Consider the following 22,661-nt stretch of genomic DNA (forward strand, 5'->3'; position numbering starts at 1 on the left):
GGGTTAAGGAGGGCTGGTTAGGCCCTCCGGTTATTTCTGCTATAAGTTTCCGTTGATTTCCAGATTGTCCAGCCAGGCTTTGGCCATGGTTTCATTGCCTTTTGGTGTTACACCATAGAAAACAAAGCCGTTCAGGCCTTTGCTTGGCGCTAATCCTCCGCCAGTAAATTCACCTGCTAAACGTTTGCCATTTACCCAAATGTGGTAAGTTCCAGCATTTAAGGTTTGTTCGCCTTCTTTGGTATATTTTCTCGCTTCGGCACTGTTATTACTATAAACTTCTATGAGATAATCTGTATTCTTTAAAAAAGATGCTCCTTTTACCGAAGTCCATTTAGCGCCAGTGCGGGTATAAAAATTGATTGCATTAGCAGCCGACAAATTCCATCTTAAACCAGTAAAAATCTCTGTGGAAGTTTCCTTGATTCCGCCATTACCTTGAAAAAGGTCATCAGAATTGTCAGCACTGCCATTGGCAAATACCCATTGTCCAGCCACAGCTTCATCTATTTTCAAATTGAAGCTGGTTTTAACTATGCCTTCTAAATTAAGGTTATAGATCGAAAACTTGCTGGTAGAAGTGCCTGCTACAATTTCCAAACCAGCACCTTTGATAAAGCTAGCCCCGCTTTTCACTAAATTAAAAGCGCCTGTACCATCAGAAGCAGTACGAATCCTTACTTTAATTGCCTTATTTAAAACGATTTTTGGCAAAAAAGAGGTAGAAGATGCTCCTGGATTAGGATTGAAAGTGGCTTCTTTGTCTCCAAAATCATAATTAATAACTGGTGCTTGCGACCTCGCAGAGAAGGTTATCGTAGAAAATGTTAATGCCGAGAGCGCAGTAGTCAAAACCAAAAGTTTCTTCATCATCTATTTTTTAAAGGTTAGTATTCTGTGATATTGAAATCATTGAACCAGAGGGTTTCGTCACGCAGCATATCTGGCTGCAGAGTTCTTCTGTAAATACCCCACTTAGGGCGGCAACTGGTGGTATTTTTCCGCCACATTTCGATATGGGTAAAAGCTTGCTTCAACAACAGCTTGTTATCACTAATCCTGGTAATCTGTATTTCATATTTGCCATCAAAAGAAAAGGTGGCTCTTTCGGTCACCTCTACCCATTGCCCCCTAAAATCGGCCAAAGGAACCGTAGCAATATATTTTTGCGAAGTAGCATCGGTATCACCAGTATGGATAACCTGCAAAATGTCACCGCCAGCTTTGTATCGTGGTGTAAGCGTAATGATTGGCAGGGTATTATCGCCATCAATGGGCTTAAGTTGATGAATATGGGTGAAGTCGCTGGAGGGCTTAAAACCTGCATCCAATTTAAACTTCCATCGGTACAGCACCTTTTCATCTTTGCTAGCTTTCAAATTTTCAGGTGATCTATCGTAGGTCTTGATCTCGTTTCGTTGCCTATCCGAGTCCTCACATTTATCATTATCAGGCTTAACATGGATGTTAAAAGCGAACACCGTACGTTTTAAATCTCCGTCGTAAACTTGCGTGATATGCCTGCCAAAAGCAGCGTGGCTACAGTCGGGAGCCTCAATAACATCACCTGTACCTCCAAAAACGTTATTGATCAATTGATAAGTGTCTACCGCAGCATTGGCCGTTAAAGTGGTTCCTTCAACATTTGATGTGGGATTACCGCTACCAGCAATCTCTTCTTTTTCCAGAACAGCGCTTTTTTGCTTACTACAGGCAAAGCCGAAGAAACAAATGCACCATACATAAAGCAGTTTTTGCTTGTTCATACTGGGGTTAAATTTGGTTGACCAATATTTGGTTGACCAAATTTATATAAATAAACTTACGAAGCAAATTTTTTAGAAAATTTTAACACGCCGGGTTTTGCAACATCTTTATGGTAGCAACAACGGGTTGGAATAGGATGACGGGTAGTTTTTACCAAAGCAGAAAAGCCTCGTAGGTTTTTAAAATCTACGAGGCTTTACCTAAATAAAATGATGTTTATTTTCTAGCGAAACGTTCTTCGGCCTCGCTGATGATCTGCTGCACCACCTTTTGTAAAGCTCCTGCTCTATTGCCAGTCACAGGATCTTTATCGTAATTAGTGAGATAGATGATATTTCTAGTGGTATCATCGTAAACAAACTGAAACTCGTAGCGCAATATCTTTGGATCTTTCAGATTAGCATTGGCGTTAGCTACCGTATCCGGAATATTGAGCAAATCTTGCTCATCAATTTTACTGTGCAGATAAATCACGTTATTGGTTCGCAGTTTAAAGTTCTCCTTGATTAAACGGTCACGTTGGTCTAGGAACTGATAATGCCCGGTTTTCGAATCATAACTGTTCTGCAGGGTATCGCCTACGCCCCACTTATATTGAAGGCTTACAAATGCCACTGCTCTTTTGCCGCCACTTCGTAGTTTCATGATGTAATAACCACCAACAATTACGATGATCAGCACAGAAGCGATCTTTAAGATGAATTTTTGTTTGGCATTCATTGTTTAACGGCTGTTTCCTTGTCTATCAAGGTAAGTTCTATTTCCTTCTGCATTTTCCCGATTGCACTTTTCATTCGCTCGCTACCTTTAAAACTAGGCAAATAGGTTACTTCTTTGGATTTTTTCTGATAATTGAATTTGATGAAATAGCGCAGTTGCTTAGGATTGTTCATATCGGCTTCGCTATTTGCAATTACGCTAGGCAAATTCCAAAAGCCCTGTACATCAGCTATGCTATCCAAATATTTAACATCTCTTTGGCTAAGTTTGAAATGGCTTTTTACCAAAGAATCATTCTTGTCCAAATATTTAAACTCGCCGGTAACCGAATTATAGCTGTTTTCCAGTTTTCCGGTACCCCATTTATACTCTAAAGAAACAAAGTATTTTTCTTGGAAGGGCGCATTTTTAATCATGGGGGCGTAGTAAATAGCACTGTATATCACAAAGGGCACTACTACGCTCAGTATTAAAAAAATCTTCTTCGCTTTTGAACTCATAATTAATCTGCAACAAAATTCTTCGATGCCTCGTCGTTAAACTCACCCTCCCATTTGGCTACCACTACCGTAGCCAAGCAGTTTCCGATAACGTTTACCGAGGTTCTGGCCATGTCCATCAACTCATCTATACCTAAAATAGCGGCAATAATGAAAACCGGAAGGCCAAACTGCTCTGCAGTAGCAATAAGTACAATTAACGAGGCTCTTGGTACCGCAGCTACTCCTTTGGAAGTAATCATGAGGGTAAACGCAATGGCCAACTGTTGCCCTATACCTAAGTGCATTCCTGCAGCCTGTGCCACAAAGATAGAAGCTAAAGAGAGATATAAAGAGGTACCATCCAAATTAAAACTGTAACCTGTTGGTATTACGAAAGAAACAATTTTACGCGGGACGCCAAATCGTTCCATGTTGCTCATGGCTTTCGGTAGCGCCGCATCTGAACTGGTAGTGGCAAAAGCAATAGAAACCGGTTCTTTTACCGCTTGTATGAATTTTTTGATGGATATTTTCAGGAAAAGCATGATGGGTACAAACACCAACAGCACAAACACAATGAGTGCAATGTACAGCGATCCGAGAAGCATAAATAAATTTTTCAGGATATCTACCCCCAAATGGCCTACGGTGTACGCCATGGCCGCCCCTACCCCAATAGGTGCAAAATACATGATGAGGTTGGTAAATTTGAACATCACTTCAGACAGGCTTTCTGCAAAATCTACCAGAGGCTTTCGCTTCTTTTCTTCCACCATGGCCAAGCCAATACCGAAAATCACGGAAAACACTACAATCTGTAGCACTTTGTTTTCATACATTGATTTCACGATATTTTCCGGGAACAATTCGTAAAAGAAGTGAGAAAATTTATAAACGCCATGTACATTTCCTGGCAGTGCCTCTAATTCCGTATCCACTACTTTAGCTGTTGGCAATTGTTGTTGAGGCATCTTCTGAATATCCACACCCACACCTGCATGGGTAATGTTGATGACCGCTAGGCCGATGAAAATGGCACATGATGTAGCGCAAAAGAAATACAACATCGATTTCCAGGCCATACGGCCCACTTGTTTCAAATCAGAGTGGCCTGCAATTCCATAAACTAAAGTTCCAAAAAGGATTGGGCCAACTATCGTTTTAACCAACTTAATGAAACCTTTGCTCAACGGATGCAGTGCCGCCGCAAAATTGGGGAAATCCACACCTACAAATACGCCTAAAAGCATACAAACCAATATCCAGGTGGTTAAATTTCTTTTTACCAAGGCATATCCTACCAACACGGCTGCTAGGCCCCATCGTGCTGACATCATCACTAACTCAGGTACTTGCACAATCTCAAATTCTTTTAACAGGGTGAGAATTAAAGCAATGGTAATACAAATTACGGTGATGAGACCTATTTTAGTTTTTTTCATCTAGTTGTTTTTTTATTGTGTCTAATTGTTCAAAAGGCACAAAGTCTATTTGGTTTATTTTTGGTTCGTGCTAACTTCGCCTTCAGGCTACTATGGCAATGCCCTGGCCCTCGTTAGATCGACAAAATTAAATATTTGCATTTAGCACACAAACATTTATTAATTTAGCCTACGTTTATGGTGTAACAATTTAATGTTACACTGTTCTAATAGACATACAAAAACAGTAAATGGACCGAAAAGATCAGCTTTTTAAAGAAATTTTCGATAAAAATTCAAAGAAGATATTTCACTTGTGCTATGGTTATACCGGCGACAAGGATTCGGCGAATGATCTTTTACAGGAAACGTTTTTAAAGGTTTGGCAAAACTTGGATAAGTTCAGAAACAAATCCTTAATATCTACCTGGATTTACAGGATTGCCGTTAACACCTGTTTAACTTATTTACGCTCCGAAAAAAGACAGGCCAAAGACGAACTTACCGAAAATATTATAGAAAATAAGATAGAGGAATACTCTGAAAAAAATGAACAAATCGCCTTACTCTATAAATCGATTTCTAAACTGGAAGAAAACGACCGTTTGATTATTACTATGGTATTGGATGAGCTTCCCTACAACGAAATAGCGGAGATATCGGGCATTAGCGAAGGAAATTTAAGGGTTAAAATCCACCGCATCAAACAGAAACTTACTGAAATATACAATCAACATGCAAGAATTTGATCATATAGAAGCATTATGGGCTAAGCATACCGTTGATGTGAAAATATCTGCCGACGATATGCTCAAGCAGGCCAAAAAGGATGTGAGTAACATGCGTACCAAATCGCTATTGAATATTATCGGTATGGCACTTTCCATTTTTGCCGTAGCAGCCATTTGGCTTTTCTACGATGTCACTTCTATCTCTACACATTTTGGCATTAGCATCATTATTTTAGCAATAGCGGTTTACACCATCATTTTGTACAGCAACCATCGTGTAATTGCTAGAAATGATTTTACTGAAAACCCAAATATTTTCCTCCAAAAACTAAAGATATACCAACTGCAACGACACCAGCTTTACAACCGCTTATATTGGTTTTACGTCATTGTACTATCATTGGGGATGGCGCTTTATTTCTATGAAGTTTTGCACAACTTTGAGCTTTGGCTACAAACATTGATTTTGGTATTGAGCTTTGGCTGGATCATATTCTGCTCTACGTTGGTGAGAAAAGCAGTTATTAAAAAAGACAAGGAAAGAATTGCGCTGTTGATCGAAAAGTTTGAGCGGATCAGCAATCAATTTAGGGAAACAGAATAAATTGGCACAAGTTTCGTTCTTGTATGGTTAAATGAAGCCACTAAAGAAGAACCTGATGATGCTAGCGATACTTTTGCTGGCGACTGCTTTTGTGCCAAACGAACGCATTTACCCTGAAACACTTGATTGGGACACTCATTTTAGAGGTACTCCCGATGCCAATTCTCAATACGCAGCGGTTACCAGTACCATTTGGCAATATGGCTATAATGCCAAAACCAGAGGGAACAACCTAACCATTGATTTCAGTTTTTTGGGCGGTGTAGATGCCGATAAATCGTGGGTAAAGCGGGAGCGTATTAGCAATAGAAACACCAGTAAAATTTTGTTGAACCACGAACAGGGGCATGTTTACATTAACTTCTTTTTGTTAAAAAATGGCGAACGAATTTTACGCAATCAGCCATATACCGTACAAAATTATAAACGTTTGGTAGATAAAACTGCGAAAGAGCTCAGCAAATACTACAACAATATGCAAGACCGCTATGATGCCGAAACCAAGCACGGTTCTGACTTAGAAGCTCAGGAACGTTGGAATAGATTTTTTGAAAGCGAATTGAGCAAGTTATAGTGTTTTAAAAACCCAATTTTGTTCATCTAGAAGCTTCAATAGTACACTAAGCCTGTCGGGCGTCACTCTGAATTTATTTCAGGGTCATTCATTTCAAAAAGATGCTGAAATAAATTCAGCATGACGTGGTGCTTAGACTGACCACAACCATAGCTATATTCGAAAAAAATAATGAAACTCGCGTTAAAAACAAAGGGGCGGGCATTTAAAAACCTCGCCCCTTATACTTGCAATTGCTTAATTGGTCTCTCCAGGTTTTACTTCTGACGAAGAAAAACTATTACCGGATAAACGATATTTGAGTGTTTTTACCAAAGTGGTGGTTTTACCACTATCTGACTGCACAATGGGTACGGACCGGAACAAATCTCCGTTTTTGACGAAAAATTTATCATCTCCCTGATAACCTTTCATGGTGCTAATACCCGGGAAACTAATTTTATTAAAATCGCCGCCAAATTCGTAAACATTTACATCGGCCACGTTTTGGCGTACCTGCGACTGTACATAAATCTCGGGATTGCCATCGTTGTCCAAATCCATGTTCCAGGCATCGGTAATAATTCCGTTTCGTTCTACCGAGATAGATTTATAGTTATTCCTGGCTGAATCGGACATTAAAATCAGGAAACCACCTACACTATCTACTCCTTTGCCCCAACTTACCACCTCAAAATAATAACCGGGCTTAATTTCTATGCTTTTATAGAAAGGAAACGGATTAGGTGCTTTGGTTTCTGCAGGCGTTATCTGGGTTTGCGCTGTCTTTTCATTTTCACTACAGGCCACAATCGTTATAGATATTGCTCCAATGGCAAATACAGATTTCAAAAAATCTTTTAAAAACATCTTCATCATTATTTAAAAAGCCAATTTATGTGTTTTACCACTTAATGCAAAGGGCTATTTAACTTTAGCATCTGTTGCACCATTATTCAAAATGGTTTCGGCCACCACACTACGCTTGCCGCTTGGGGTAATTACAATGGTTTTTAATACTTTTTTGGTGCCTTGTGGCACATTAATGTTTAAAGGCTGGGTGTATTCGGCCGCATTTTCGGAAGGGCGGTACCCATCTAAAGTATAGTAAACCTTGGCACCCAAAACAGCTGCAGCTAAAGTAATGACATGGTTTTCTCCATTGATGATTTTACTTGGTTGTCCAACAGCTGTGGGTACCCAATAGTTGGTTGATGTTTGGTCCAATCTGGCCAAATGTAAAGGTAAGCGCTCGTTACTAAAGTTATTCATATCTTTTCTGGCAAGCGGTGTCCAAGCAATTTCGGCCAAGGAATAAATTCTAGGGAAAACCATGTATTCTGCTTTTGACGGTGTTTCGATATACTCGGTCCATAGGTTAGCCTGCACCCCTTTGATGTATTTCTTTTGATCTTCGGTAAGCACATCGGGTACGGGATTGTAATTATAAACCTTGATAAAATCAGCATAGCCGTTGCCCCGTCCGCTAATGGTTAGTGGTTCGTCTTCTGATGTTGATTGCTTATGATCGAAATACAAACCATTTGATCCGGGGGTCATTAGTACATCGTGGTTTTGCTGTGCGGCTTCAATACCTCCTTTTTCGCCTCGCCAGCTCATTACTGTAGCATTTGGGGCCAAACCGCCTTCCAAAATCTCATCCCAACCAATAATTGAGCGTCCTTTACCATTCAGGTATTTTTCGATACGTTGGATAAAATAGCTTTGGAGCCCGTGTTCGTCTTTAAGGTTTTTTTCCTTGATCAATTGCTGGCAAAATTCAGACTCCTTCCAATATTTCTTTGGAGCTTCATCGCCACCGATGTGGATGTACTTGGAAGGAAAAATGGCGATCACTTCATCTAACACGTCCTGCAAAAAGTTGAAAGTATTTTCGGAAGGCACAAAGATGTCATCAAACACCCCCCAGGTTTGCTGAACCTGCTTACCGTTTCTGGGGCCAGACCAAGGTGTTTTATCTCCTATTGGAGTATCTCTATCAGGGAAACAGCTTAACTCGGGATAAGCAGCAATTGCTGCCGAACCGTGCCCAGGGAGCTCTATTTCTGGAATAACATTGATATATCTGGCTGCAGCATAGGCAACAATCTCTTTTGCTTCGGCCTGTGTATAGTAACCTTTGTAAACTTGGTTATCGGTTCCGCCAGTACCTGGGTAATTGCCAATGATGGTTCCGTTCCTACTGGCGCCAATTTCGGTAAGTTTGGGGTACTTTTTGATTTCCAGCCTCCAGCCCTGATCTTCCGTTAGGTGCCAATGAAAATTATTCAGTTTGTACTGCGCCATCACATCCAGGTATTTCTTGATGAAAGAAAGAGGGAAAAAATGGCGGCCCACGTCTAAATGTAAACCACGGTAACTAAAGCGCGGGTAGTCGTTAATTTCTGCGTTTTGAATATTGATGGCACCGGCCTGCTTTTGATCGGGCACCAATTGCATAAAAGACTGTAGGGCGTAAAATAGTCCCGCATCTTTACCAATCAACTTAATTTTACCGCTACTTATTTTAATTTGGTAGCCTTCGTTGGGTAGTTGGTCGGCGCCCGTACTGGTTAGCTCTATGGCTTTTTGTCCGGCAACTAAGGTTTTCACCAGTTTCAGATTTAATCCCTTGGTTGCCACAAATGACCGAAGTGTTTCGGCTATTTTAGCGTTTTTAGGATTGCTGTTGAGTAAAACAACGTTTTTATCGAGAATAAAACTCCCGCTTCCTTTTTGTACGGATACCGGGGCAGGAATAATCCCCATATTGGCATCGGTTTGTGCTTGGGCATTTAGTAAAAATAACGCAGCGAAAGCCGTTAAAAAAAATTTTTTCATCAGTTTTGGTTTATGATATTTTGGTTTGGGTTAAGGCTATTAACAAGCACTTTAACGCTACAAGATATAAATTTTGGTCCTTAGCGAGAAGGAAAAAGTGAAAACATAAAAAAAGCTTCCCAATTGTTTTGGGAAGCTTTCGGAATATGGTTATGGATTAACTATTTAGTATCTGCCTTAGCAGCCAAATATCTTTCAGCATCAAGAGCGGCCATACAGCCCGAACCCGCAGCGGTAATTGCTTGTCTGTAGTAACTATCTTGTACGTCGCCGCAGGCAAAAACACCTTCGATATTTGTTTTAGAAGTACCCGGAATAGTTTGCAAATAGCCTGTTTCGTCCATATCTAACCATCCTTTAAACATATCTGTATTAGGTTTGTGGCCAATAGCTACAAAGAAACCTTCTATATCCAAGGTAGTTGCCTCCTCTGTTTTATGGTTAAATACTTTTACACCTGTTACATTTTTGCCATTTCCAATAACCTCGGTAGTTTCTGTATTGTAAAGTACTTCGATATTTTCGGTATTTAGCACACGGTGAACCATTGCTTTTGAAGCTCTAAATTCATCTCTACGTACCAGCATATAAACTTTTTTACAAAGTTTGGCCAGGTAAGTTGCCTCTTCGGCAGCAGTATCTCCAGCACCTACTATGGCTACAGTTTGGCCTTTGAAGAAGAAACCATCGCAAACAGCGCAAGCTGATACGCCAAAGCCATTGTATTGCTGCTCACTTGGCAGGCCTAACCATTTGGCTTTTGCACCGGTTGCAATAATCACCGAATCGGCTAAAATGGTTTTGGTTTCATCTACGGTTACTTTGTGCGGTAATGACGAAAAATCAACGGAGCTTACGTATCCAAAACGGATTTGCGTACCGAAACGTTCAGCCTGGTTTTTAAAGTCTTCCATCATTTCAGGTCCCATAATCCCGTTAGGATAGCCAGGAAAGTTGTCTACATCGGTAGTTTGGGTAAGCTGGCCGCCCATTTCCATACCGGTATATAATACGGGTTTCAAATCGGCTCTAGCTGCATAAATAGCCGCAGTATAACCTGCTGGTCCAGAACCAATTATCAAACATTCTACGTGTTCTAATTCTTCTTGTTGAGACATTGTGTGTAATTTGTGATGCAAATTTAATCTTTATGCCTTAAAGCGCAATATTTGTGGAGAAAGATGAAATTGTGGAGATAATTTGTTTAGTTGCCAGGGCTATAGCAGCTAGGGGTTAGTTCTATTTTCCTTTATTAGCCTTAAGCAGGCGCACAAAGTTTCCGCCCAATATTTTATGGATATCGGCTTCGCTGTAGCCTCTTTTTAAAAGTGCAGCGGTTATTTTAGGAAAATCAGCTACGCTATCAATACCCTGCGGGAAAGATTCGGCTCCGTCAAAGTCGGCACCAATTCCTACATGGTCTACGCCAATTAATTTTACGATATGATCAATGTGGTCTACCACTTTTTCAACGCTCGGCCTAATTTCATCGGCTTCTGCTTTATGCAAGCTAATGAGGGTATCAATCGCTTTTGATCTTCCATATTTATCACTTAGCATTTTGAGTTCATCTTTGTACTTGGCCAAAAATCCCTGTTGCTTTTTGGAGTAGGTCGAATCCAAAAAACCACTATAGAAATTCAACGAAATTATGCCGCCGTTTTTCCCTACGGCTTTGATCTGATCATCTTTTAAATTTCTGGGAATGGGATTAATGGCGTGCACACAACTGTGAGATACCAAGATAGGTTTCTTTGACGCCTTAATGGCGTCGTAAAATGTTTGTTCTCCCACGTGAGACAAATCCACCAATACCCCAAGATCATTTAATTTTTTCACCACTGATTTTCCAAAATCATTTAGCCCTGGCTGAGCAATTTTACCCTTGCTTTCTTCAGCGGCAGAACTTGCCCAGGGAGTGCTGTTATTCCAGGTAAGCGTTAGATAGATCATGCCCCTTTTGGCCAAGGCCTCAAGTTTGTTCAGGTCACTTTCAATCATGTGGCCTCCTTCTACCCCAATTAAGGCGGCTAGTTTATTTTGCTTCACTGCTTTTTCCAGTTCCTGAGCGTTAGTAGCCAGGGCAATTTCGCCAGGATATCTTTTGATTAGGCTATACAGCGAATCGATCTGCCTATTGGCCAAATCAAATCCACCTTTTTCATCGCACCAAATTGAAAAAACCTGTACATCAAGGCCACCCTGTTTGGCCCTCACCAAATCAAAATTACCTGATGATTGCAGTTTTCCAACATCTATCCCAGATTGTATTTGGTTATAGAGAATATCGCCATGCGTATCCACCATTATCGCTTTACGATGTATCGCCTCACTAGCTGTTTGCGCATAAGTGCTCAGCGCCAGCACGGTGGCGGCCAATAGGACCAATTGTTTCTTCATGTTATTCTATTGCTTGTATTTCTTCGCGGGTAAGCCTGCTTGTACTGATCAGTTTATCTTCGTTAAAGATTTCTTTAGTTCTCCTTTTCAAATTATACCAAGTGCCGTCTTTTAGCCCATTCTTATAGTGTCCATATATTTCTCGCCTACCTTTGTAATTAAAGAGCGCAATGTCTCCATGTAATTTACCATTTAAGTAAGTACGATATCCCAGTATTTTTCCATCAGGAAAATAATCCGTCCATTTTCCTTCCTCTAGCCCATCCACATATGATCCATCCTGCGTAATATATCTGTCTGTTTTTGCATTCTTAAAGTTGGTAAAATTCTCGTCGTTATAGTCGTAAATACTTCCATAAAAAATAAACTTCCCATGCGGTTTAGCGAGCTGCTCATCTTTATAAGCGCCCGAAAGCATTAAATTATCGTACAGATCGTACCGTTTCAGTACCCATAAGTCTTCGCCACTTAATTTTCCATAAACACCGTAGGAAGTGGCCTGCCGGGCATCGGAAACAATTCTATTTCCATTAAAATAGATAGGCTTGGCTTGAGAAAAAACCTGTAAAACGGCACCAAAGCAAAAAAATATCAGCAGTTTATATTTCATCGTGTTTAAGTTTGAATAACCCCAACGTTAAAAGCTTTTCGAATAGGCGATTGGTTGGCGGCCTCAATTCCCATGGAAATAACCTTACGGGTTTCCAGAGGATCTATGACCCCATCTACCCATAAACGTGATGCGGCGTAATATGGTGTAGTTTGAGCGTTATATTTATTGGTGATATCATCCAGTAATTGGTTTCTCTTATCTTCGGCAAGGGTTTCTCCTTTTGCTTTCAGGGCACTTTCCTGAATTTGGAGCAATACCTTGGCAGCTTGCGCACCTCCCATTACCGCAATCTTTGCGCTTGGCCAGGCATAAATCAATCTTGGATCGTAAGCTTTGCCGCACATAGCATAATTGCCCGCACCGTATGAATTGCCCAACACCACCGTAAATTTTGGAACTACGGAATTAGCTACTGTATTTACCATTTTGGCCCCGTCCTTAATAATGCCGCCTTGCTCAGACCTGCTTCCTACCATAAATCCTGTAACATCATGTAAAAACACCAAAGGGATTTTCTTTTGGTTGCAGTTCATGATAAAACGGCTGGCTTTATCGGCACTGTCAGAGTAAATTACGCCACCAAACTGCATTTCGCCTTTTTTTGATTTAACTACTTTGCGCTGGTTGGCTACAATGCCCACGGCCCAACCGTCTATGCGGCCCAAACCGCATATTATGCTCTGGCCATACAGTTCCTTATATTCCTCAAACTCCGAATTGTCCACCAAACGCATGATTATTTCTTTCATATCGTAGGGTTTCTCTCGATTATCGGGCAATATACCATAAATATCCTCTGGTTTCAATTTTGGCGGAGCAGGCTTAACACGATCAAAGCCGGCGTTTTCTGGTGCACCCAACATGCTCATGATATTCCTGATACTGTCCAAACAGGCTTGGTCATTGGGGTGCTTATAATCAGTAACGCCAGATATTTCGCAGTGCGTGGTTGCTCCGCCCAAGGTTTCGTTGTCGATGTCTTCGCCTATGGCCGATTTCACCAAGTACGACCCCGCTAAAAACACCGATCCCGTACCGTCTACAATCATGGCCTCATCGCTCATAATAGGCAAATAGGCCCCTCCAGCTACACATGAGCCCATAATGGCCGCAATTTGTACTATTCCTTCCGATGACATGATCGCGTTGTTCCTAAAAATACGTCCAAAATGCTCTTTATCAGGAAAAATTTCATCCTGCATGGGCAGATAAACGCCAGCGCTATCCACCAAATAAATAATTGGCAAACGGTTTTCCATGGCAATTTCCTGTGCACGTAGATTTTTCTTTGCCGTCATTGGAAACCAGGCCCCCGCTTTTACGGTAGCATCATTAGCTACCACTACACATTGCCTGCCCGATACGTAGCCAATTTTCACCACTACTCCTGCACTTGGGCAACCACCTTCCGCTTCGTACATGCCCTCGGCGGCAAAAGCACCCACTTCAATGGCAGGCCTTTCCTTGTCCAACAAATAATCAATTCGCTCCCTTGCCAAAAGTTTTCCTTTTTCTTTTTGTTTAGCGGCACTTTTCTGGCCGCCGCCCAGGTAAACTTTTTTTAGTTTTTCTTTCAATTGGTAGACTAACTGTTTATTGTAGTCCTCATTCTTGTTAAATGATAAATCCATACTGGTTTTAAATTTGGTTTTTGGTCTTGGCTGCACAGTTACACAGCCAACGATGCTAAAATAGCATTTTAAGCGTTGTAGTAGCATGAAATGGCTGATAATTTTTACAATAATGGTTAGCGGAAACCTCGCTTTTGCCCAAAAATTCGGCTTTCCAAAGCTGGTATCGCAAAGCGATAAAATCCATCACCTGATTCCCAAAAACTGGAAGGTTTTAGATTCGGTACGGGGTGATTTGAACCGCGACCAACAACCAGATTTGGTCTTGATTTTAGAGTACAACCAAGCAATTGATGAAGACAGGGCGTATGGCAATTATGAAATAGAATTAATTACCGAAACCCAAAAACCCAGAATGCTGGCCATTTATTTTAAATCGGGCAATAGGTACCGTTTGGCGCTTCAAAACAACGATTTCATTTTACGTTCCGAAGAAGGTGGTAAATTAGGTGATCCTTTAAAAGGCCTTAGGGTAGATAAAAACAACCTGGCCCTGTCTTTTGAAGGTGGAAATGCCTGGCGCTGGAAACTTAATTATGAGTTCCAATACCTACAAAATCAATGGAACTTGGTTACCGCCAATAATGTTTACTACAACAATGAAACTGGCGAGATGGTAGACAAACAGTATGATTTTGTTGACCGTACCATTAAAACCGTGGTAGGAAGTATTTTTAAGCGTAATATTTCCAATGAAACGGAGGAGGATATCTTGGTATTTTCGCAACCCAGAACTTTAAGCGATTTTAAAAAGCCCTGGACCTGGGAGGTAACCAAAGATAATTATTTGTAAGTTGTACATCTATTAAAAAAGATTGGCGACAATGCCAATCTTTTTAATTTTAACGCTATACTTTTCACTTAAAAGCGCTAGCCTTTTATCGCATTGATAATATCATACTGCGTAATGATATCAAACCTTCCATCTTCCAGCTCAACCAAAACAGCACTGTTATCTTTATTAATTAAAGAAGATAGCCTATCGATAGAAGTATTTAAATCTACAAAAGGGAAAGTTGGGCCCATCACGGTTTCTACCGTTGCTGATTTTACACTGGGGTTTTCCAACAAGGCACTCAGGATATCGCTTTCTTCCAATTTGCCTACCAACATTCCCTTTTGGGTTACAGGTATTTGAGAAATGTTCATGGTACTCATGGCATTAAATGCTTCCGAAACGGTTTTCTCGCAATCGATGGTTACAATTTCACCTGTTTGCTTTTTAGCCAAGATGGTTCTGGCGGTTAATTTTTCATCCTTTAGGAAACCACGTTCACGCAACCAGTCTTCGTTGTACATCTTCCCCATATAGCGGCTTCCGTGGTCATGGAAAATCACCACAACGACGTCCTCTGGTTTTAATTGGTCCTTTAGCTGCAATAAACCTGCTACAGCTGCTCCAGCAGAGTTGCCTATAAAAATCCCTTCCTGACGGCAAACTTCTCTAGTCATCAGCGCAGCGTCTTTATCCGTTACCTTTTCAAAAAGATCAATCACCTCGAAGTTTACGTTAGCGGGCAAAAAGTCTTCGCCAATTCCCTCGGTAATATAAGGGTAGATTTCCTGCTTATCAAAGATACCTGTTTCTTTATATTTTTTGAATACAGAGCCGTAGGTATCAATGCCCCACACCTTAATGTTCGGATTTTTCTCTTTCAGGTATTTTCCAGTTCCTGAAATAGTACCCCCTGTACCTACACCAACCACTAAATGCGTGATCTTTCCTTCGGTTTGTGCCCAAATTTCAGGGCCAGTTTGCTCATAGTGGGCTTGGCTGTTACTTAAATTATCGTACTGGTTAGGTTTCCAAGAGTTGGGAACTTCACGTTCTAAACGTGAAGACACAGAGTAGTAGGAACGTGGATCTTCTGGTTCAACGTTGGTGGGGCAAACAATTACCTCGGCACCAAAGGCCCGTAAGGCATCTACTTTTTCCTTAGATTGCTTATCGGTAGTGGTAAAAATACATTTGTATCCTTTAATGATTGCGGCCATGGCCAAACCCATTCCTGTATTACCAGATGTACCTTCGATGATGGTTCCTCCTGGCTTTAGTTTACCGCTCTTTTCGGCATCTTCAATCATTTTGATCGCCATACGATCTTTAATCGAATTACCTGGATTGGTTGTTTCTATTTTAGCTAATACGGTAGCAGGAATCTCTTTAACGATGCTGTTCAATTTTACCAATGGTGTATTACCAATGGTTTCCAATATATTGTTATACCACATGGCACAAAAATACGGAACAACAACAAGTATTTCACCCCGTAAAGCTTATTTAAAATTTAATTTTAAAAACATTTAATAAACAAAATTTAGTTTCATAACCTATAAAAATGATATACTTTATATACTATAAATTTGGTAAAATTCATTAATTGTATTTTCATTTGTTTCGCCGAAAGGCTAGAATTAATATTCGGGATAAGAAAATATTTTTTGTGTATTTTAATTAGTTCTCAGGCCCAAAACATCAATTTCCTGCTACTATTTACGATTTTGTCGCTTTGCGGACAAACTTTTATTCATTAGTCATGACATTGAGTTTGCTATGTGCCTATGGGTTTATTTGGTAAGCTTTGTGTTGTTGGTAAAGATAAAACACAACCATATAGGCACATAAGCGTATGTGCAAAACAGATTCCGTTTTCAGTAGAACGGAGAGGATTTGCTGGGGCTGGAGGCCTTGAAAAATCACAAAAAGCTTATCCCTAACGCACATTAAACCAATTTGAACAGTTTTCCTGGCAAGGCCACAATTATGCCTTTCATTTCCAGGGTGAGCAAAACAACAGCGAGCTTGCTCTGTACCATGTTTGTCTTCAAGGATAGTTCGTCAACTGGTAATGCGGTATGCGAAAGAGCTTCACAAACGATTCTCTCCTCATTGCTTAGGTTTAAAGGTAGTTGAACTTGCAGTGCGGATTTGGCTTTGGCGGTTTGATCATCCCAGCCTAGGTAATAAATTAAATCCTGCGGGTTATTGATCAGTCCAGCCCTATTGGTCTTGATCAAAAAATTACATCCTTCGGAGAATTCATCATTTACCCTGCCCGGGAAAGCATACACATCTCTATGATAGGAATTAGCAATTTCGGCCGTAATTAAAGCACCGCCTTTTATAGAAGCTTCTACTACGACGGTTACATCGGCCATGCCGGCAATGATGCGGTTACGCTTGGGGAAATTTTCCCGATCTGGATTGGTGCCCGGCAAAAATTCGGTAAGCAATCCACCGCAATCTAACATTTTGGCGGCCAATTCCCGATGTGCGGCCGGATAAATCCTATCCAGTCCATGTGCTAATACGCCAAGGGTAGGCACATGATGTGCCACACATTCCCTATGCGCCGCTCCATCCACGCCGTGGGCCAAACCACTTACCACCAAAACCTGATAAGGCTTGAGTATTTCTATCAGCTGTTTACAGAGCATTTTACCATAGGCGGTGGTGTTTCTCGTTCCTACAATGCTCACTATTTTTGGAGCGTTAAGGTTTGCTGTCCCCTTGTAGTACAACAATAAAGGAGAATCGTAACAACTTTTTAAACGTTTGGGATAATCTTCGTCCTCATAAAAGAGCACTTGTATCTGGTGTTTGTCTATAAACTTCAGTTCTTCTTCCGCCAGGGCTAAAGCGTTGGTCTGTAAAATGGCGGCGGCTGTTTTTTTACCTATGCCCTCTATTTGCAGCAGTTGTTTCTGATTGGCATTAAATACCTGTGCCGCATTGCCAAAATGTTGGAGAAGTTTTTTGGCAATTAGCGGTCCTACCCCTTCAATAAGGGTGAGGGCAATTTGATGTTGTTTACTCATAGATAAAATTATTACACTGTATTACAGTGAATTAACATTAAAACTATAAAAATAGTTTGTAAACTATTTTTATAGTTTTAACTTTATATTATTAAGCAAGATAATTCATTATGAGAGAATTAACAAAAGCAGAAGAGCAGGTAATGCTTATTTTATGGGAACTTAAAGAAGCCATTGTAAAAGATGTGATTGACCGAATGGAAGATCCAAAACCGGCATACAATACCGTTTCTACAGTAATTAGGGTTTTAGAGGGAAAAGGATTTGTTGACCACAAGGCCTTTGGCAATACGCATGTTTATTTCCCCATTATCACCGAAGAGCAATATAGGCATTTTGCCTTTGACAAGGTGATGAGCAATTATTTTGAAAACAGCTACGAAAGCCTGGTTTCTTTTCTGGTAAAGGAAAAAAACATGGACGTGTCGCAATTGGATGAAATTATTGCACTTGCCGAACAGCTTAAAAATAAGAAATCATGAACTGGCTATATTATTTGTTAGAGGCTAACCTGTATTTGGCAGCCTTCTATCTGCTGTATAAACTGCTTTTGCAGGATAGTACCTTTTATCACGCTAACCGATATTTTTTGGTCTTAAGTATCGTAATTTCATTTGCGATCCCGTTTATTCAACTGGGCTTTTTAAAACCACCGCTGGAAATTGCAACCACCGTACAGCTGGAAGAGATTCCCCAACAATTTACCGAAGTGGTAGTGGCAGATCAGCCCAGGGCATGGGGCTTAAACGATTATCTCTTCTACGGATATTTGGCTTTGTCCGTTGGTTTGGCTATTAAGTTTCTTGTTTCGGTCTCCAAAATCATTAGGTTGTACTTTAATCACCAAAAGCGTGAATTGGGCAAATATACCTTGGTTGAGCTATCTGCCGAACATGCTGCCTTTTCATTTTTCAATGTATTATTTATTCACCCTAACTTGGCTAAAAACCATACCGTGCTGAAACATGAAATGATCCATATTAAACAAAAGCATAGTTTGGACATCATTTTATTGGAGCTTTTGAAAATCGTCTGCTGGTTTAATCCCCTCATATATTTCATAAAAAGGGATCTAACTCTTCTGCATGAATATATCGCAGATGAAAACACCACGGCCAAGGATATCTCCAAACATGAATATGCCATGTTTCTCATCGAAAGTTCTATGGCCTCATATGCCCCTGCTCTAGTCAATCAATTTTTCAATCAATCAATATTAAAAAGTAGAATCAACATGTTAAACAAAGAAAAAACGGCAAAATGGGCCAGGCTCAAGTATTTGCTGGCCGTACCACTTGGCACTGGCTTATTGTGCGCATCTACGCTAGGTTTTAGCAAAAGCTATGGGTATGTAGAAATTGGTGCCCAACAAGAAATTAAACCAGAAATTACCCAATCAACGCAACAAAAAAAGACCTATTATCCTAAATATAAGCACGACAAGAACGGTAATTTCATTTCATTGGAAGAACGTTTAATTGTGATTAACGGAAAAATAATCGCGAATAAAAATAAATACTACGGGACTTCAGAAGTAGATAAAATCGTTTTTTTGAACAGTGCTGATGCCATTAAAAAATACGGCGCTGAAAAAGGAAAAAATGGGGCTGTTGAACTATATGGAGAAAAAGCAACACTTACCTTTCCTCCTCCAATACTGAAATCCAGCACGCAACATCGTAAAGTTAAAGCTTTATCCCCAAATCCGCCAAAGGTAGTTAAACAAGATCAGGTTAAATATCCTCCTACGTACAAACCTAAAAACCAAACTTCCTTTTATCCGCGTAATGCCTTTCGTGATCAGAAAGTGATAGAGGTTGACCCTAGGCTTATTGTAATTAATGGTGAAACGGTAGAAGATAATAGCACATTTTACGGCGTTACTAATACAGAGGAGGTTATCGTTTTGAATCCTACGGAGGCTGTTAAAAAATATGGCAATAGAGCCAATAAAGGAGCCGTAGAAGTGCATGGGAGCAATATCAAAAAAGCAACGCTTACGGAGCCGCCACCTTCTTTGTACAAAAATGGCCAACTTAAATCTCCACCTGCGATAGAAAATCCTCCGAAGGGTAGGAAGCTTAAACAATTTCCGCCACCAATAGTGAAAGCCGACAAGCCAGACAAAACTGCTGCGCTTAAGGGAGCAAAAGTTCAAGAATTAACCATTATTCCCAGCAAAAAAACGGAAGAGTTAACGATTGAGGAGAAAAGAGCATCCAGCGACAACGGGCCACGTTCATTCCCCTTTAAGTATGAGAAAACCCCTTCAAAAAAGGTTGAAGGCGTTAAATTGGACGAGGCTAAAGAAGCAAAACCTATTAAACTTAAAATTGAAGCTAGTGAGGTGCCTGTCAAAAAAGTGCAGGGTGTAAAGCTTGGAAAAACTAAACCTTCAACCACCACCACCAAGATAGCCCTTTCGCAGCAATTAAAAACTGGCTACAATGGCAAGGCCTGGACTTTATACAAACCTCAACCTGCAAATGACAAGAATGACCGTTGCTAACTGACGACTATTGTGGGATATAAACCACGTATTTAGTTTCGAAGAAGTCTTCCTCAAAATAAGCTGAAAGCGGATATAACTCTGCTTTCAGTTTTGATTCTTTAATCTCCTCGGTTAAATCACCTCCTTTTAGGTAAAGAATGCCGTTTCTTAGGGCATTAATGTTATCGCTGACGAACTTTCCGCGTACCCAGGGATAAAATTCGCCCAAACGCGTTACGGCACGTGATACTACAAAATTGTACTTATCGGTAATCTGTTCGGCCCGGCTATGTGAGGCCTGCACATTTTCAAGCCCCAAGGCTTTGGCCACTTCGGTAACCACCTTGATCTTTTTGCCGATAGAATCAACCAAATGGAACTGTGTTTCTGGAAACAGGATAGCCAACGGAATACCCGGAAAGCCACCCCCCGTGCCCACATCCAGTACCTTTTCGCCAGGCTTGAATGTGCAAAACTTAGCGATGCCCAACGAATGCAAGATGTGGCGCTCGTAAAGTTCATCAATATCTTTTCGGGAAATCACATTGATTTGCCCATTCCAAAAACTGTAAAGCTCATAAAGTTTTTCAAATTGTTCAATTTGCTTACGGCTTAAATCTTTAAAGTATTTGAAAAGGATATCAGGTTTTACCATTTGGCAAAGTTATAAGTTAAAGTGGAAAGTTAAAAAGTGGCTAGGAATTAGTAGCTAGGATCTAGGGGTTCGTAAATTTTTGCACAAATCAATGTTCGTATGGTAGCACATCCTTAGGCTTTATTCTTGGCTCCTTTGTCCTTGCTCTTACTTCCACTGCACTTTTTTCACAAATACAGACATCATTGCGTTAAACACCAAAAAAGCCATTAACAAGATATCCAAAATTGGAAACCACCATCTTAACTCGCCATAATTTAGTCTTTTTAGCAACTTTGGATAAACAAAGCACCTGATCATTAAGCTCAACAAAAAGATACCTGCCGCAATAAAACGAGTGCTGGGCAAAACAGCCAAAGCAATTACCAAAGCATAAAACAAAAACTGTACGGCTATTTGTGCCGAAAGGATAAACTTATGCTTGGGCTTATAAAATTTACCGGCCCCAATGTGCCTTTTCTTTTGACGGAGATAGGCCAAAAAAGAGGTTTTGGGCTCGCTCCAAACGTGCGTATCCCTATGAATTTGGATAAGGCTATTGTCTGGTCTCGCGTTGGCGTTCACAAATAAATCGTCGTCACCAGAAAGGATGTGCATGTGCGCAGCAAACCCCTTGTTTTTAAAGAAAAGCGACTTTTTATAGGCCATGTTCCTGCCCACGCCCATGTAAGGCATGCCCTTTACCGCAAAAGACAGGTAGTTAACGGCAGTAAAAAATGTTTCAAAACGGATCAGCACGTTTAACAATGATTTTCTTTTGAAATACGGAGAGTAGCCCAACACAATTTCGATGTCGTCATCGGCAGGTTGCTGCATACCTTTGAGCCAATTAGGGGTAGCCGGCTCACAATCTGCATCGGTAAACACCAACCACTCATGGCTAGCCGCCTTAATGCCCATGGTTACGGCAAACTTCTTACCAGCAATAAACTTATTTCCCTCGGCAACCTGCACCACCTTTAAGTTGCTGTATTTTTTTCCCAATTCTTCCAGCAAATCAGCAGTGCCATCCCACGACCTATCGTTTACCACCACCACCTCAAACTGGGGATAGTCCTGTTCAAACAGCCTATGCAGGTACTTTTCAAGGTTTGGTTTTTCGTTACGTGCGCAAACAATTACGCTAATGGGCCTTTGGCTTTCAGCGGTCAAATCGTTGATACGGTATTGCGCCAGCTTTAAATGCACGCCCAAAACATAGTAAAGATGTATGAGGAAACAGATGGCCAGAGCACTTAATAAGCAGATTTCGAGTATGTTAAATTCCACGATGGTATTCTAAAGCAAGCAAAGGTCTGTTTTTTAATTTAATTTGAGCGCATTGTTGAAAAAATTGGGTTGAGATTAGGGCTTGGTTGCAAGCTGCTTAATGATGGTTTCATTTCATACAGTAGCGAAAATAGCGGCATCATGGCAAGGCACGAAGCAGTTTCGTTAACGAAGGTTTAAAGGTTACTTTCCCCGCCGATACCGCAGATTTTTTTTTGGAAAGCAGTTGCAGTGGTGCATCGGTTTGTACAGTCCCGCTCATTACAAGCCCTTGCCTCGCTTTACTCGGCTGTGGGCTTTCCATTACAATCGGGTTTAATAAACCTGGTTTCCATGAGCAAAAAGTATAAACCTTGTCCATAAATTCAGGTTTAAGACCTCGAAGAGGTCAAATATTTATAAAAATAGACCTATGTCCTTTGGGTACGACTCCTACGGAGTCGCATGATTCCGCGTACATATTTCTCTACAAAGATTGAAATCCTTCGGATTTTCGCTTCTCTAATGGTGGGTGATAATACAGGGTGCTAGTTTAATTTTGTAATGGATGATGACAGTACAAGCCATAAGCTCATCTACTGATCGTCATTATAAAAACATCAAATTCTATTTTTGAAAAGCAATGTTCGTCAGCTTTTTATCGCAGCATTAGTCCCGCTTTCCG

22 protein-coding genes are annotated in these 22,661 nt (G+C 40.6%); 6 read left to right on the top strand and 16 right to left on the bottom strand.

Annotated elements, in window-relative coordinates; all coding sequences use genetic code 11:
* Positions 1-39: 39 nt before the first annotated feature.
* From DUT71_RS19250 to DUT71_RS19270, 5 genes are all read right to left on the bottom strand, one after another.
* Positions 40-873: a hypothetical protein gene (locus DUT71_RS19250; protein WP_113664177.1), complete on the bottom strand. Its 834-nt coding sequence runs from the start codon at positions 871-873 to the stop codon at positions 40-42.
* A gap of 14 nt (positions 874-887) precedes the next feature.
* On the bottom strand, positions 888-1,766 hold the full coding sequence (locus DUT71_RS19255; RefSeq protein WP_113664178.1) for a heparin lyase I family protein: 879 nt from the start codon (positions 1,764-1,766) through the stop codon (positions 888-890).
* 217 nt (positions 1,767-1,983) lie between these two features.
* Complete coding sequence (locus DUT71_RS19260) at positions 1,984-2,487, bottom strand: hypothetical protein (protein ID WP_113664179.1); 504 nt, start codon at positions 2,485-2,487, stop codon at positions 1,984-1,986.
* Positions 2,484-2,987, bottom strand: a complete 504-nt coding sequence (locus tag DUT71_RS19265) for a hypothetical protein (RefSeq protein ID WP_113664180.1) — start codon at positions 2,985-2,987, stop codon at positions 2,484-2,486. Before DUT71_RS19265 ends, DUT71_RS19260 begins: the two co-directional genes overlap by 4 nt.
* A 2-nt stretch (positions 2,988-2,989) precedes the next feature.
* Positions 2,990-4,411, bottom strand: coding sequence for a dicarboxylate/amino acid:cation symporter (locus tag DUT71_RS19270; protein ID WP_113664181.1), 1,422 nt, complete (start codon positions 4,409-4,411; stop codon positions 2,990-2,992).
* Between the two features lie 230 nt (positions 4,412-4,641).
* On the opposite strand from DUT71_RS19270, the gene DUT71_RS19275 reads away from it, so the two are divergent.
* Genes DUT71_RS19275 through DUT71_RS19285 form a run of 3 tightly spaced genes read left to right on the top strand, consistent with a single transcriptional unit; the run spans position 4,642 to position 6,299 of the window.
* A complete protein-coding gene (locus tag DUT71_RS19275) occupies positions 4,642-5,139 on the top strand; it encodes an RNA polymerase sigma factor (protein ID WP_113664182.1) in 498 nt (165 codons plus the stop codon).
* The gene (locus tag DUT71_RS19280) at positions 5,126-5,725 is read left to right on the top strand and encodes a hypothetical protein (RefSeq protein ID WP_113664183.1); all 600 of its coding nucleotides are present in this window, start codon (positions 5,126-5,128) and stop codon (positions 5,723-5,725) included. The genes DUT71_RS19275 and DUT71_RS19280 overlap by 14 nt, the downstream gene beginning before the upstream one ends.
* Before the next feature lie 31 nt (positions 5,726-5,756).
* The gene (locus DUT71_RS19285; protein WP_113664184.1) at positions 5,757-6,299 is read left to right on the top strand and encodes a DUF922 domain-containing protein; all 543 of its coding nucleotides are present in this window, start codon (positions 5,757-5,759) and stop codon (positions 6,297-6,299) included.
* Between the two features lie 237 nt (positions 6,300-6,536).
* On the opposite strand, the gene DUT71_RS19290 is transcribed toward DUT71_RS19285, so the two are convergent.
* From DUT71_RS19290 to DUT71_RS19315, 6 genes are all read right to left on the bottom strand, one after another.
* Positions 6,537-7,157 (bottom strand): hypothetical protein, encoded by a 621-nt coding sequence (locus DUT71_RS19290; RefSeq protein ID WP_240186991.1) that lies wholly within the window; start codon positions 7,155-7,157, stop codon positions 6,537-6,539.
* 45 nt (positions 7,158-7,202) lie between these two features.
* Positions 7,203-9,119, bottom strand: coding sequence for a beta-N-acetylhexosaminidase (locus DUT71_RS19295; RefSeq protein ID WP_113664185.1), 1,917 nt, complete (start codon positions 9,117-9,119; stop codon positions 7,203-7,205).
* A gap of 161 nt (positions 9,120-9,280) precedes the next feature.
* Positions 9,281-10,237: a thioredoxin-disulfide reductase gene (trxB, locus tag DUT71_RS19300; RefSeq protein ID WP_113664186.1), complete on the bottom strand. Its 957-nt coding sequence runs from the start codon at positions 10,235-10,237 to the stop codon at positions 9,281-9,283.
* Positions 10,238-10,358: 121 nt separating this feature from the next.
* Positions 10,359-11,519: a dipeptidase gene (locus DUT71_RS19305; RefSeq protein ID WP_113664187.1), complete on the bottom strand. Its 1,161-nt coding sequence runs from the start codon at positions 11,517-11,519 to the stop codon at positions 10,359-10,361.
* Position 11,520: 1 nt separating this feature from the next.
* Positions 11,521-12,129 (bottom strand): toxin-antitoxin system YwqK family antitoxin, encoded by a 609-nt coding sequence (locus tag DUT71_RS19310; protein ID WP_113664188.1) that lies wholly within the window; start codon positions 12,127-12,129, stop codon positions 11,521-11,523.
* A 5-nt stretch (positions 12,130-12,134) separates the two neighbouring features.
* Entirely contained in the window at positions 12,135-13,763 is a 1,629-nt protein-coding gene (locus DUT71_RS19315; RefSeq protein WP_113664196.1) for an acyl-CoA carboxylase subunit beta, read from the bottom strand.
* 85 nt (positions 13,764-13,848) lie between these two features.
* Here DUT71_RS19315 and DUT71_RS19320 point away from each other — a divergent pair, with 85 nt between their 5' ends.
* On the top strand, positions 13,849-14,556 hold the full coding sequence (locus DUT71_RS19320) for a hypothetical protein (RefSeq protein WP_240186992.1): 708 nt from the start codon (positions 13,849-13,851) through the stop codon (positions 14,554-14,556).
* Positions 14,557-14,633: 77 nt separating this feature from the next.
* Here DUT71_RS19320 and DUT71_RS19325 read toward each other — a convergent pair whose 3' ends face one another.
* On the bottom strand, positions 14,634-15,995 hold the full coding sequence (locus DUT71_RS19325) for a pyridoxal-phosphate dependent enzyme (RefSeq protein ID WP_113664189.1): 1,362 nt from the start codon (positions 15,993-15,995) through the stop codon (positions 14,634-14,636).
* Positions 15,996-16,487: 492 nt separating this feature from the next.
* Entirely contained in the window at positions 16,488-17,582 is a 1,095-nt protein-coding gene (dprA, locus tag DUT71_RS19330; protein ID WP_113664190.1) for a DNA-processing protein DprA, read from the bottom strand.
* Positions 17,583-17,692: 110 nt separating this feature from the next.
* On the opposite strand from dprA, the gene DUT71_RS19335 reads away from it, so the two are divergent.
* Positions 17,693-18,064, top strand: coding sequence for a BlaI/MecI/CopY family transcriptional regulator (locus tag DUT71_RS19335; RefSeq protein WP_113664191.1), 372 nt, complete (start codon positions 17,693-17,695; stop codon positions 18,062-18,064).
* Positions 18,061-20,091 (top strand): M56 family metallopeptidase, encoded by a 2,031-nt coding sequence (locus DUT71_RS19340; protein WP_113664192.1) that lies wholly within the window; start codon positions 18,061-18,063, stop codon positions 20,089-20,091. The genes DUT71_RS19335 and DUT71_RS19340 overlap by 4 nt, the downstream gene beginning before the upstream one ends.
* A gap of 7 nt (positions 20,092-20,098) precedes the next feature.
* Here the strand turns inward: DUT71_RS19340 and rsmG are convergent, their stop codons facing one another.
* The 3 genes from rsmG to DUT71_RS19355 all read right to left on the bottom strand — a co-directional run bounded on the left by rsmG (position 20,099) and on the right by DUT71_RS19355 (position 22,358).
* Positions 20,099-20,728, bottom strand: a complete 630-nt coding sequence (rsmG, locus tag DUT71_RS19345) for a 16S rRNA (guanine(527)-N(7))-methyltransferase RsmG (RefSeq protein WP_113664193.1) — start codon at positions 20,726-20,728, stop codon at positions 20,099-20,101.
* Positions 20,729-20,875: 147 nt separating this feature from the next.
* A complete protein-coding gene (locus tag DUT71_RS19350; protein ID WP_240186993.1) occupies positions 20,876-21,997 on the bottom strand; it encodes a glycosyltransferase in 1,122 nt (373 codons plus the stop codon).
* A 139-nt stretch (positions 21,998-22,136) separates the two neighbouring features.
* Positions 22,137-22,358 carry a hypothetical protein gene (locus DUT71_RS19355; protein WP_113664194.1) on the bottom strand — a complete coding sequence of 74 codons (222 nt, stop codon included), beginning with the start codon at positions 22,356-22,358 and terminating at the stop codon, positions 22,137-22,139.
* Between the last annotated feature and the right edge of the window lie 303 nt (positions 22,359-22,661).

This window comes from Pedobacter nanyangensis (genome assembly GCF_003313505.1).
Classification (GTDB): Bacteria; Bacteroidota; Bacteroidia; order Sphingobacteriales; family Sphingobacteriaceae; genus Pedobacter; species Pedobacter nanyangensis.